Raw genomic sequence first — 12,188 nt, forward strand, 5'->3', positions numbered from 1 at the left:
ATAGTTTCTTTTATAGTAAAGAGCCTTAGACATAACTAGCAACTAGTTTTGTCCAAGGCTCGTTTTTTAACTAGATAATGAAGTCGATTTTTCTGTATATTTTTTATGTAACGTATCGATAAGATTCGCTTGATAATCAAGGGCATGTGATAATGGAATGACTTGGAAATTATCAGTTTGCTTGATTTTTTCTGGCAGCAATAGTTTTGATGCTGCTATGTAGAAATCATAATCATCGTCAGATGTTGAGGAGACAAAAGAAACGGTGACAAATGAAAGATGCTCTAAAAAATCAAAAAGAGGTTTCAAGAATATAGCATTCGGCGACAAAATAATTCCTACATTCAACTGATATTTAGGATTATTTCTTTCATAAAAAGGAAGGAGTAAATAAGAACAAATATAAACTAAATCTTCCAAACAATTCTTTATCCAAGCGAATTCTGGGAGTAAAATGATCTCAGCCAAGAATGATCGGACTTTTACTGAAAGTGGTTGATACAACGGATTTTGCTCTTTGATACATTTCTCCATAAAGTTAATGGCCAGTGGGAGTGAATCTTTCAATACAAAGTGATTGAGACAAGTAGTAAAGAGATTGGCATTTAGTAATTCTTTTATGTCATTAGATAATTTTTTCTCAGAAAATAAAGACTGATAAAAGCCTTCAAAGCGTTCAATCAAATTTCCTAAAGGCTGCTGGTCACTTCTCATATACTCTTTTACATAGCTTAGCCTAGGATCGTCTGCGTAAAAATAAATGCTCCAATAGAACATCATAAAGGAAAGAAAAGTAGCTTCTCTTTCTATGAATTGCTGAGGGATCTTCGATTGTTCCAGCTTTTTAATAAAAGACATATTTACTTTTGGAAAAGTTAATTGTTTGAAGGGAGGCTCGATAATGAAGTGTTTCTTTTTGATTCGTAATTGAGAAATTGTTGTTAGTAGATACCATTCTCTTGGTTCAGCATAAGTCATCCATTGATGGTCATGTGAATCAAACAGCTCAACCCCTCTTTTTGTTTCATCTAACGCTAAAAAAAGATCTTCCCCGCATGATGCGATCCAAAAAAAGTTTAGATAAACAATGCGAATCAAGTTTTCTTTCCCTGTAAGTTGGAGTTTGGAACAATTCAACTGAATATCGAAATCTTTTAAATAATTAATCAATGGTTGCAGTCTTCGAATAATCGAAGCCCGACTAATAAAATGATCTCTGCAAAAGTGTTCAATCGTATAATTATTTTCCAAAATTGTCGCAAGTAAAAACTTATAAGGTAAGCTTTTACGAAATAAAAATTGAGCGTATGGAATATCTCGCAGCTTGGATAAATCAATATGTACCTTTCCTTGATCGTTCAATAATTCAAGGTTTTGTTTCTCCATGAGATCCTCATGTATCTCAGCAAACAAAGAAATTAAACGAGCATAAGAAAAATCTGTGAACTGTTCAAAATAATGAATGCTATATGTACCATCTGCTGTAGCTAATAGTTGATTAAAAACACTGATCTTGCGTTGGGCAACATCATCTAATAAAATGTCTTCTAGCATATTTAGTCTCCTTTTAGTGATTTTGTTTAAAAGTTATTGCAATTTCTAATGATTAGTTTTACAAAGATAAATAGAGCATAAAAATTAATTCTCTTTATAATAACCATTTAATCTAGGGATTTCAATTATAAATTAGAAATCTAATAATTATTTAAAGTTACATTAATATTTTATTTGTAGTTTGTATTGTTGCATCTATTGGAATTTATATTTTTTAATTTATATATAATTAAAAAATATGTGTTATTTATATAGTTGAAATTTGTTTTTTTCTATATTTTATAGGAGGCTTCCCCCTTACATTATGGTGGATACGTTTATACATAATTTTATTATTATTCAGTTAAGAATGTATGCTATAATCAAAAAAGAATACTTTTTTGGAGGAAATTTTATGCTATCGATTATTGTTCCTTGTTACAATGAAGAGGAGTCAATTCCATTGTTTTTTGATGAAGTGGAAAAAGTGAGTTCGGAAATACAACAGGATATAGAATACATATTTATTAATGATGGATCGACTGACCATACCTTAAGTGCACTTAGAAAATTATATAAAGAGCATCCTGAAAAAGTACGTTATCTTTCTTTTTCCAGAAACTTTGGGAAAGAAGCTGGGTTGTATGCAGGGCTTAAGGAAGCAAATGGAAGCTTGGTAACTGTCATGGATGTAGATTTACAGGATCCGCCAGAGCTATTACCTCAGATGATCCAAATGCTGGAAACGAATCAAGAACTGGATTGTGTGGGTACCAGACGGGGAGATCGTGCCGGTGAACCGCCTATTCGTAGTTTTTTTGCGAAAATGTTTTATCGTTTAGTCAATAAAATTGGAGAAACTGAGATGGTTGATGGCGCACGTGATTTTCGTTTGATGACACGCCAAATGGTAGATGCGATTTTAGAATTAACTGAGTACAATCGTTTTTCAAAAGGCATTTTTAGTTGGGTTGGCTTTAATACAGAATATCTTTCCTATGAGAACCGCGAACGAGTAGCTGGAGCTACGTCTTGGTCTTTTTGGAGTTTACTAAGTTATTCGATCGATGGAATCGTTAATTTCTCAGAAGCACCATTAAATCTTGCTTCTTATATTGGGGCTTTTTCATGTGTGGGTTCAGTGATAACAATGTTTGTGATTTTCTTCAGAACAATCATTAAAGGAGATCCGACAAGTGGTTGGCCGTCGATGGTTTGTATTTTTTTATTTGTTGGGGGATTGCAGTTACTTTGTCTGGGGATCATTGGGAAATATATTGGGAAAATTTTCTTAGAGACAAAAAAACGGCCGATTTATCTGGTAAAAGAAACAGAAAAGGATCGGAAATTATAAAAAAACACTGATTCAGCGCATTAGAGTGAGCGTTGAATCAGTGTTTTTTTGATCAATAGCCTTGATGCAAGGATATTTCATTTTTTACTAGTGTATGATCTTTTAGAAATTGTTTGAGGTTTTGCATAAATATTAGTGATAGTTTTGTTTTAAATTTAGGGGTTAACCCAGAAATATGAGGAGTGATCAAGACATTATCCATGTGCCATAATGGGCTGTCACTAGGTAACGGTTCCTCTTCAAAAACATCCAAAGCCGCAAAACGTAGATGACCCGTATTCAATGCATCAATCAAATCATTTGTATTGACAGAAGGTCCTCGCCCAACATTGACAAAAGCGGTTCCAGGCTTCATTGCAAGAAACAATCTTTCGTTATACATCTGATAAGTATCATCGGTCAAAGGGAGAATATTTACAACAATATCCATTTCATTGACAATCCGACTGATATTTTTATGTGAGTAACATTCAATAAAACCATTTGTTGCATGACCAGATGTATTTACGCCATAAGTTTGGATTCCTAGTCCTTGTGAGAAAACAGCAAGCTGTTGTCCGATATGTCCCGTTCCAACGATCAACATTTTTTGCTCAGAAAGTTGCTGATAAGTGATATTTTCTCTTGTCCACTCATTTTTCGATTGGTTATTGATACTGGCTCGAATCCCACGGAATTCAGTCAATAATGTCCCTAAAACATGTTCTGATATAGATACGCTGTGAATGCCGCTAGCATTAGAAAGCAAGATTTTTTTATCAGCGAAACGCTTCAAATCGTAAGAGTCTACACCAGCTGAAATAGCTTGGACCCATTGTAGTCGACTTGATTCAGAAGCTAACAAACGTTGACCTAATTCTTTGTCCCAGCCAAGCATAATCTGGATATCGTCCTCTATCATTTGAGTTGTTTCTTTTTGAGCATCGATAATAGTATACGCAGGAGCAGCTCGCTTGATTGTTTCAACTTGCTCTTCTTTCAATTGTTCATACAGATAAATTATTGGTTGTCCCATGTTGATTCCTCCTCGCTACTTTATTGTAACAAAAAAGTATCCAAAACCAAAAAAGAGTGAACTGATAATCACATCATTCCACTCTTTTTTGGTTTTGGATTATATTTTTTCTCCGCGAGCATAAGCCGCAGCAAGAATATCGACTTCTTTCTTCAATTCATCGACCATGATTTCTTCTGGAACAGTTCGGATGATTTTCCCCTTTTTGAAAAGCATTCCCTTACCGTTTCCACCAGCAATCCCGATATCAGCTTCCCGCGCTTCACCAGGTCCATTAACAGCACAACCTAAAACCGCTACTTTGATGGGTGCTTTGATGGTTTCGATATATTCTTCAATTTCATTAGCGATTGGGATTAAATCGATTTCGATCCGTCCACAAGTTGGACAAGAAATTAATGTCGCAGCATTACTTGCCAAACCAAAAGCTTTTAAAACTTCTTTGGCGACTTTGATTTCTTCGACAGGATCGGCTGATAATGACACTCGACAAGTATTTCCAATACCTCGTGATAACAATGCCCCAAGACCAGCAGCTGATTTTATACCGCCAGAAAATTTTGTTCCAGCTTCTGTAATGCCTAAATGTAGCGGATAATCGAACGTTTGTGCTGCTAGAGTATAAGCTTCGACTGCTAAGTTAACATCACTTGCCTTCAATGAAACAATAATATCGTAAAAATCTAACTCTTCAAGTATCTCGATATGTTCAACAGCACTGGCTACCATGGCTTCTGCAGTTGGATACCCGTATTTTTGCAAGAATTTTTTCTCTAATGAACCAGCATTGACACCGATTCGGATTGGAATTCCTTTGGCCTTACAGGCTGTGACGACTTTTTCTACACGATCTTTACGACCAATATTTCCTGGATTGATTCGGATTTTGTCTACGCCTTGTTCGATAGCTTTTAGTGCTAAACGATAATCAAAATGGATGTCAGCAACTAAAGGAATCGAAATCTGACGTTTGATAGCACCTAAAGCTTCTGCTGCTGCCTCATCAGGGACTGCCACACGGACGATTTGACAACCAGCTTCTTCTAAGCGTTTGATTTGAGCTACAGTGCCATCGATATCATGTGTTTTTGTGGTACACATACTTTGAATAAACAACTCATCACTTCCGCCAATCGTTAAATCGCCAATCTTAACCTGACGAGTATTTTTACGATGGGTCAATTCTCCCATAATTAATTCTCTCCCTATTACTATGCATTTATTTTATAAGACATTTCTAAATAAGTATCATTTATGTTCCAGTTTCTTACATAATTATAAGCCAAATTATGTAAGAAATGTTTAAGATTCAATTCATTTGTTTTTATAAGTTAAACTAAAGGTGTTTCTCGCCGTTCCTCATTACGAATAGCAAAAAAGAAGATCAGTAATGAAGTGAAGACGATTAGGAAACTGTCATCAAATGAGCGAGTGAGAAAATGAAGAATACTACTGATGATCACAGGCAGTGTCGCACAATAAGTTGCGATTTTTAAACAATCTAAAAAACGTAATTTATACAAACGGATCTTACTATAAAGATTGGCACCGATAGTTATCATAAGTAAGTTGATGACCAAGTTGATGAAAGTGGGATACAACGTAACAATAAAGACAATTAACTTTATCCAAAAAGGGACATTTGCCTTATCTAAAGCTAGTTTCAACTCTTTACTATTCAAGCCGTCTAAAGTTCCTTTAGAATAGGGGACTTCAAATTGATTAGCGCCTAACAACGCATCGGCAGCACCTGAATTAGGCAAAGCTACAACAAATTCATCTTTCAAAAAACCTAGACCAACAGCGCTTCCTACGGAATCAGCTGCCACATCATTAAGAGTGCGTTTTCCATCTGGATCAAATGTAAAAATGATTGAGTTTGTCTGATAGATGAAACCTTCAGCTTCTTGAGAAGTTTGAAATTTTCCATCTGTAATGTTGAAATCAGGTAGTTTTGTAGCGATTTCTTGTCCATCACTCTTAATGTCGTTCATAATAGAAAATATTTGCTTTGTTATTGGCAAGGCAAGAATGATACTTAGAAAAAAAACATATAAAATAACTTTCCAAAAAGGCATTTTTTTTGCCTGATTGAGATCAGTTAATCTAAATAACGAGTGTTTAAAAAGCGTAAATGAATTCATGATTTCTCTCCTGACTTGAAATTGAGTATACACGTCATTTTAAAGGAGATATCAAGGAAAAACAAGTTTATATCAAACTTTGTAAGCAATTACTTTGAAGGTTGCCATAAAATCTGTTATGCTATAAATGTATGAAACTTTATACTTAATTAATGGAGGGATTTTTTATGACTTACACTTTACCAGATTTACCTTATGCTTATGATGCATTAGAACCTCACATCGATGTGGAAACAATGCATTTACACCATGACAAACACCATAACACTTATGTGACGAATTTAAATGCTGCAATCGAAAAGCATCCTGAATTAGGGACTAAATCAGTAGAAGAATTGATTGCTGATATGGATAGCATTCCTGAAGATATTCATACAGCAGTACGTAATAATGGTGGCGGACATGCCAATCACTCATTCTTCTGGGAAATCATGGCACCAAATGCTGGTGGTGCGCCAACAGGCGACATCAAGGAGGCTATTGACGCCGCATTTGGTAGTTTTGATAAATTAAAAGAAGAATTTAAAACAGCTGCAACTGGACGCTTTGGTTCAGGTTGGGCATGGTTAGTTTTGAATAACGGTAAGCTAGAAATTACTTCAACTGCAAACCAAGACTCACCTTTAATGGATGGTAAAACACCAGTTTTAGGTTTAGACGTTTGGGAACATGCTTACTATTTAAATTACAAAAATGTACGTCCAGAATACATTGATGCATTTTGGAACGTAGTAAACTGGGATGAAGTGAATAAACGCTTTGCAGCAGCTAAATAATTAAGAACAAAACAAAGTTTTTAGAAACTTTTTGAGGAAAACAGTAAATTATGCTGTTTTCCTCTTTTTGTTTGTGGCATACTATTAGTTAGGAATATAAAATTAGGGAGAGTAAGGGAGAACTATAATGAAGATAACTATGCAAAAAGTTCATGGATCAGAAAATGATTTCTTTTTAATAGATGAAACGCAGTTGGATGAGCCCCTTACGGAAAAGAAAATCGACACTTTACGCACTCGTCTATGTGATAGAGAGACAGGTCTTTTAGGTGGTGCTGATGGCTTATTGCTAGTGGAAGAAGTACTAAATGGTGAATCACTCGCTAAGATGCGGGTGATCAATCGCGATGGTAGTGAAGCCAGTATGTGCGGGAACGGTTTACGTACTGTAGCTAGGTATTTAGCCGAAAAGTATAAAAAAAGCTCCTTTACTGTGGAGACTATGTTTGCTGACCTTAAAGTACGCAAGGCGCCTAATCTAGCGGAACAAGTAGTTACCTATCAAGTAGAAATTTCACCTGTTCGTTTTGAAGCAGCTGCGATTCCGATGCAGACTGAAAATAATACCATAATGGATGAAGTGATCCCAGAATTGTCTAACGATCTGAGATTTTCAGTAGTAGCTGTTCCTAATCCACATTTAATCACATTTGTAGACCGTCAAACTCTTATGGGAGAAGAGTTTAAACGAATCGCGGCATATGTAAATGGTGTCAACCCACTATTTCCAGATGGAGTCAATGTGAGCTTTGTTGAGATATTAGGAAAAAATGAAATCTTTGTGCGCACGTTTGAACGTGGGGTTGGATTCACTAGCGCATGTGGAACTGCGATGTGTGCAAGCAGTCTAATGTATGTCCTGTTGAACGAAGGAGAATTCAGTGAACCGATTACTGTTAAAAATACTGGTGGCATGGTAAAAACTGTAGTTCATGAAGATGATTCAGATGGCTATTGGATGGAATTGATAGGGAACGCGACAATTACACATTTGGTATCTGGTTTACAGACTGATTTTTTAGAAGGTCACTTCAATAAAATAAGTGTTAAGGAAACTGTTGAACAAGCAGATTATTTGGCATTTTTAGCATCTATAAAATAGAGGCACAATAAGTATGAGGATTGGTATGTCCAAAATACAAAAGTTGGTTATTTAAAAGTAAGGTATCCCTAAAGGAGTGTAGTAGTGATAAAAAGTGGAAGGTTTGGTAGTAAGTCAGTAATGAAGGTCATCTATTTGATTGTAATCATCAGTTCAATTGGTATTTGTTTTTTAGGATTACAATCAAATGCTAATAAAGAACGTCAACGAAAAGTCGAATATGCAAAAACAACGATAAAAAATGAAACTGTAAAAATACAAAGACTTAATAAACAAATTCTTCAATTCTATCAAAATGATCAGGAAGAATTTTTAGTAGAGCCTGTTGATATGGAGAAATTAAAGGAAATGGAACGTGAAATCCTTTCTCTAAAAACAGAAGCAAAAGACTTCGATTTAAAAAGTAATGATTTTTCTGTAGATACTGTCGAAGTAACACAAGGAAAAAAAGAAATGACCACTAAAATAAAGAATCTTAAGAATAAAAAAGAAATACAAGAGCAAATAACCGCATTACTTGTTCATGCGCCAAACGACTGGACAGCTCAGACTATAGATATCATCATCAACGAGCTGGCGTCAGTTACAGCTATTTCTAAACTTCGTAGTAAAATCGCTGATTCTGAAAATGAGTGGAATAACGCCATCATTGCATTTTTAACTGAAATGGATACTCAAGTCAAATACTATTCTGATTTAAAACAAGAAATTACTGCTATGAGCAAAGATGGAGTATTGTCTGATAGTGTAACTATGGATAATTTTATTCTTATTTTTAATCAGTTAGATCAGATCAAAAATGAAACATTGAAAAAAGAGTTAGTTGATAAAATGGATGTAATTGACAACCTTCTAGAAAAGCAAGCGATGGGTGAAGTAATAGTAAATCAAGAAGAAATCCTGCCTAGTGAAGAACCTCTAGGATAAAGCTTTTTGGCTTGTTAGAATGAACTCTATCAATTATTTCAATAAATATTGAAATAATTGATAGCTATTCTGTACAAATAACCTTGTAGTTGCTTCAGCTAAAATCTATAATTATTTGTAAGTAGTTAATTGGAGGAAAAAATGGAAGAGACAATCAGTTTACAAGAATTAATCGGAGTATTAAAAAAACGTATCGGTCTAATCATCGTCAGTATGTTTTTAGGGTTAGGTGCCGCTGGAATATTAACATATTTTGTAATCACTCCTAAATACAGTTCTCAGGCGCAATTGATCGTGCGGTTACCGCAAAATGAAACAACCAACGTTAATGATATCAATGGAAATTTACAGATGATCAACACCTATAAGGATTTGATCAAAAGTGATACGGTAATGACCGAAGTACAGCAAAGAATGAAAACGGAGCATGATAATGATTTAACTGTTGAAGCTTTGGGTGAAAGTATCTCAGTAAATCAATCACAAAATTCTCAAATGTTTTCAATCGTTTCCAAAGTAACGGATCCACTTGTAGCACAAAATATTGCCAATCAGACTGCTTTGGTTTTCCAAGAACAAGCAAAAGATATGCTGAATGTAGACAAGATCACGATTATATCTGCGGCAACTGCAAATGTGAATCAAGTCTCACCAAACGACAAAATAAATCTAATGATTGGTTTGGCTTTAGGAATTATGTTCGGAATAGTTGTAGCTTTCATTTTAGAATTATTTGATAAAACAATCAAAGATGATAGTTTTGTAGAAGATGAGCTTGGCTTTACGATATTAGGTGTCGTACCTAATATGACAGCCAAGGAACTAAATGCAAAAGTAGTACGTAATCCATCGGTGTCTGATTCATTTGTGAATGATCCTAGAGGGCCGGCTAGAGACGTACCTAAACCTACCACAACAAAAGAAAATAGTAAGCCTGATAATTCTACGCCACCAGTGCGTAGAAGTCGTCCACGAGTTTAAAGGAGTATAGAATGACAAAAAATATAATAAGAGCGCAAAAAAAACAGAAAACAAAAGCTGTAAGTTTAATTACTTTAGCTGATAAATCTTCCCCTATTTCAGAACAATATCGAACGATTCGAACCAATATTCAGTACGCTATGGTAGATAGAGACTTAAAGACCTTGGTTATTACTTCTTCTGGCCCAAGTGAAGGAAAATCCACTACATCTGCAAATTTAGCGATTGTATTTGCAAATTCTGGTAAACGTGTCTTACTAGTGGATGCGGACATGCGCAAGCCTACAGTAGCCAAAACATTTACTTTAGATAATGCACGTGGATTGAGTACGTTATTAGGTAGCCGTGAAACGATGTTACATCAAGTGGTGCAACCTTCCGGAGTTGATAATTTATTTTTGATGGCAAGTGGCCCGAAACCACCTAATCCTTCAGAATTATTAGATTCTAGAAGAATGCAAGAATTGCTTCAGGAGTTAAAGCATCAATATGATTTGGTTATTTTTGATATGCCGCCTGTTGTTGCGGTGACAGATGCACAAATCGTTTCATCAAAATCAGACGGTACGATTCTAGTGGTCCGTGAAAATGTTTCAAAGAGAGACTCTTTGCTGAAAGCGAAAAGCCTACTAGAGTTGGTGGATGCAAATATCCTAGGGGTTGTTTACAATGGGTCGAAAAGTATAGAAGATCAAGGATATTATTATGGATCATAAAAAAGAATAGAGAGGGGAAAGCCGATGATCGATTTACATTGCCATATATTGCCAGGTATTGATGATGGCGCCAAAACAATCGACGATTCCCTTGATATGGCACGGATGGCTGTTAAACAGGGAATCACACATATCCTTTGTACGCCGCATCATAATAATGGTAAATACGATAACCCAGCTGAGCAGGTCATTACCCACGTGGCAACTTTACAAAAAGAATTAGATCAGCGGAGTATCCCACTTACTTTATATGAAGGACAAGAAGTACGGATCAGTGGAGATCTACTGGAACAAATTCAGACAAATGATATTTTATTTACAGATCTTGAAAATCGATATATTCTAATTGAGTTTCCGAGTAACGATATCCCTGCTTATACGGAACGATTATTTTTTGAGCTACTAAAAGCGGGGCACATTCCGGTGATCGTTCATCCAGAAAGAAACAGTAAATTTATTGAAGATCCTAATCGATTATTGCCGTTCTTAGAGATGGGGATGCTCACTCAATTAACAGCTCCAAGTTACGTTGGTGTTTTTGGAAAACAGATTGAGCGTATAGCCAAACAAATGGTTTCACACAATATGATTTATATGATGGCTTCTGATGCCCACAACATAAAAAAACGCGGTTTTTTTATGAAAAAAGCTTATGATGCTATTGAGAAAGATATGGGCGTGGAACATGTGGCGGTTATGCAGCAAATGGCTAAAGATGTCTTGAATGGGGATGGTATCCAAAGACCTATTTTTAGAGAGATTAAAAAGAAAAAATTTGGTTTATTTTAGAGATAACAAATAATTAAATGATTTTATATATTGTTGTTGGTATGTTTTTAATACATAGTTGTTGGTATGATCAAATCAGGGCTAAAAGGGGTGCTTAATTTGGAGGGGAAGTTTGTAAATGTTGGTAAAGACAAAGAGAAAAAACAAGCATATATAAAAAGAAGTAATGAATCTAACAATTCGCATTTAGAAAGAGATTTTGCACAACGATCTTTATCTTTTCGTATATCAAAAAGAGGATTAGATATTTTAGGAAGTTTAATAGGACTTATATGCTTTAGTCCTTTATTTCTCATAGTAGCTTTTTTAATAAAAAAAGAAGATTCAAAAGGTCACGTGTTATTTGCGCAACAACGAGTCGGTAAAAATGGAAAGCCGTTTATTATGTATAAATTTCGTTCTATGTGTACTGATGCAGAGAAGAAATTAGATGAGCTATTGGAATATAACGAAATTGAAGGTGCAATGTTTAAAATAAAAAAAGACCCTAGGGTGACCAAGATCGGGAAAAAGTTACGTCAAACAAGCATAGATGAGTTACCTCAGCTTTGGAATGTTTTGAAAGGTGACATGACATTAGTAGGACCAAGACCTCCACTAGAAAGAGAAGTTAAAGAGTACAGTCAACATGACATGCTAAGACTGACTGTTAAACCTGGTTGTACAGGATTGTGGCAAATATGCGGCAGAAATGACATTCATTTTGACGACATGGTGGAACTTGATTTAGAGTACATCGCGAATCCTTCTTTAATGAGTGATATTAAAATTATTTTTGCAACAGCCAAAACTATGCTATCAATTAATTCAAATAGTAATGGTGCATATTGAACAATTTATGTTAAGAAAAA

12 protein-coding genes are annotated in these 12,188 nt (G+C 35.1%); 8 read left to right on the forward strand and 4 right to left on the reverse strand.

All coding sequences use genetic code 11. From position 1 onward, the window contains the following. Positions 1-66: 66 nt before the first annotated feature. On the reverse strand, positions 67-1,554 hold the full coding sequence (locus BCR24_RS02930) for a helix-turn-helix domain-containing protein (RefSeq protein WP_069639072.1): 1,488 nt from the start codon (positions 1,552-1,554) through the stop codon (positions 67-69). Positions 1,555-1,948: 394 nt separating this feature from the next. Between BCR24_RS02930 and BCR24_RS02935 the strand changes: the two genes are divergently transcribed. After that, positions 1,949-2,887: a glycosyltransferase family 2 protein gene (locus tag BCR24_RS02935; protein ID WP_069639111.1), complete on the forward strand. Its 939-nt coding sequence runs from the start codon at positions 1,949-1,951 to the stop codon at positions 2,885-2,887. 52 nt (positions 2,888-2,939) lie between these two features. Here the strand turns inward: BCR24_RS02935 and BCR24_RS02940 are convergent, their stop codons facing one another. The 3 genes from BCR24_RS02940 to BCR24_RS02950 form a co-directional block, all read right to left on the reverse strand. Continuing rightward, positions 2,940-3,902 (reverse strand): phosphoglycerate dehydrogenase, encoded by a 963-nt coding sequence (locus BCR24_RS02940; protein WP_069639073.1) that lies wholly within the window; start codon positions 3,900-3,902, stop codon positions 2,940-2,942. Between the two features lie 99 nt (positions 3,903-4,001). After that, on the reverse strand, positions 4,002-5,093 hold the full coding sequence (gene ispG / locus BCR24_RS02945; protein WP_069639074.1) for a flavodoxin-dependent (E)-4-hydroxy-3-methylbut-2-enyl-diphosphate synthase: 1,092 nt from the start codon (positions 5,091-5,093) through the stop codon (positions 4,002-4,004). Positions 5,094-5,233: 140 nt separating this feature from the next. Beyond that, positions 5,234-6,046, reverse strand: a complete 813-nt coding sequence (locus BCR24_RS02950; RefSeq protein ID WP_069639075.1) for a DUF1189 domain-containing protein — start codon at positions 6,044-6,046, stop codon at positions 5,234-5,236. A gap of 167 nt (positions 6,047-6,213) precedes the next feature. Between BCR24_RS02950 and BCR24_RS02955 the strand changes: the two genes are divergently transcribed. The 7 genes from BCR24_RS02955 (at position 6,214) to BCR24_RS02985 (ending at position 12,168) form a co-directional block, all read left to right on the forward strand. Beyond that, the gene (locus BCR24_RS02955; RefSeq protein ID WP_069639076.1) at positions 6,214-6,822 is read left to right on the forward strand and encodes a superoxide dismutase; all 609 of its coding nucleotides are present in this window, start codon (positions 6,214-6,216) and stop codon (positions 6,820-6,822) included. A 127-nt stretch (positions 6,823-6,949) separates the two neighbouring features. Next, the gene (gene dapF / locus BCR24_RS02960; protein ID WP_069639077.1) at positions 6,950-7,924 is read left to right on the forward strand and encodes a diaminopimelate epimerase; all 975 of its coding nucleotides are present in this window, start codon (positions 6,950-6,952) and stop codon (positions 7,922-7,924) included. Positions 7,925-8,008: 84 nt separating this feature from the next. Next, the gene (locus BCR24_RS02965; protein ID WP_069639078.1) at positions 8,009-8,851 is read left to right on the forward strand and encodes a hypothetical protein; all 843 of its coding nucleotides are present in this window, start codon (positions 8,009-8,011) and stop codon (positions 8,849-8,851) included. A 141-nt stretch (positions 8,852-8,992) separates the two neighbouring features. Beyond that, positions 8,993-9,832, forward strand: coding sequence for a YveK family protein (locus BCR24_RS02970; protein ID WP_069639079.1), 840 nt, complete (start codon positions 8,993-8,995; stop codon positions 9,830-9,832). An 11-nt stretch (positions 9,833-9,843) separates the two neighbouring features. Then, positions 9,844-10,548, forward strand: coding sequence for a CpsD/CapB family tyrosine-protein kinase (locus BCR24_RS02975; RefSeq protein ID WP_069639080.1), 705 nt, complete (start codon positions 9,844-9,846; stop codon positions 10,546-10,548). A 24-nt stretch (positions 10,549-10,572) separates the two neighbouring features. After that, positions 10,573-11,337, forward strand: coding sequence for a tyrosine-protein phosphatase (locus BCR24_RS02980; RefSeq protein WP_069639081.1), 765 nt, complete (start codon positions 10,573-10,575; stop codon positions 11,335-11,337). Between the two features lie 66 nt (positions 11,338-11,403). Then, positions 11,404-12,168 carry a sugar transferase gene (locus tag BCR24_RS02985; RefSeq protein ID WP_083244291.1) on the forward strand — a complete coding sequence of 255 codons (765 nt, stop codon included), beginning with the start codon at positions 11,404-11,406 and terminating at the stop codon, positions 12,166-12,168. Positions 12,169-12,188: the final 20 nt, after the last annotated feature.

The sequence above is a fragment of the Enterococcus ureilyticus genome (genome assembly GCF_001730315.1).
Taxonomy (GTDB): Bacteria; Bacillota; Bacilli; order Lactobacillales; family Enterococcaceae; genus Enterococcus_L; species Enterococcus_L ureilyticus.

Bases quoted from the DNA above. Each gene is read 5' to 3' on its own strand.
- BCR24_RS02940 (WP_069639073.1), bottom strand. From the start codon at position 3,902: ATGGGACAACCAATAATTTATCTGTATGAACAATTGAAAGAAGAGCAA.
- dapF (WP_069639077.1), top strand. From the start codon at position 6,950: ATGAAGATAACTATGCAAAAAGTTCATGGATCAGAAAATGATTTCTTT.
- BCR24_RS02985 (WP_083244291.1), top strand. From the start codon at position 11,404: ATGATCAAATCAGGGCTAAAAGGGGTGCTTAATTTGGAGGGGAAGTTT.
- BCR24_RS02980 (WP_069639081.1), top strand. From the start codon at position 10,573: ATGATCGATTTACATTGCCATATATTGCCAGGTATTGATGATGGCGCC.
- BCR24_RS02975 (WP_069639080.1), top strand. From the start codon at position 9,844: ATGACAAAAAATATAATAAGAGCGCAAAAAAAACAGAAAACAAAAGCT.
- ispG (WP_069639074.1), bottom strand. From the start codon at position 5,093: ATGGGAGAATTGACCCATCGTAAAAATACTCGTCAGGTTAAGATTGGC.
- BCR24_RS02950 (WP_069639075.1), bottom strand. From the start codon at position 6,046: ATGAATTCATTTACGCTTTTTAAACACTCGTTATTTAGATTAACTGAT.
- BCR24_RS02935 (WP_069639111.1), top strand. From the start codon at position 1,949: ATGCTATCGATTATTGTTCCTTGTTACAATGAAGAGGAGTCAATTCCA.
- BCR24_RS02970 (WP_069639079.1), top strand. From the start codon at position 8,993: ATGGAAGAGACAATCAGTTTACAAGAATTAATCGGAGTATTAAAAAAA.
- BCR24_RS02955 (WP_069639076.1), top strand. From the start codon at position 6,214: ATGACTTACACTTTACCAGATTTACCTTATGCTTATGATGCATTAGAA.
- BCR24_RS02930 (WP_069639072.1), bottom strand. From the start codon at position 1,554: ATGCTAGAAGACATTTTATTAGATGATGTTGCCCAACGCAAGATCAGT.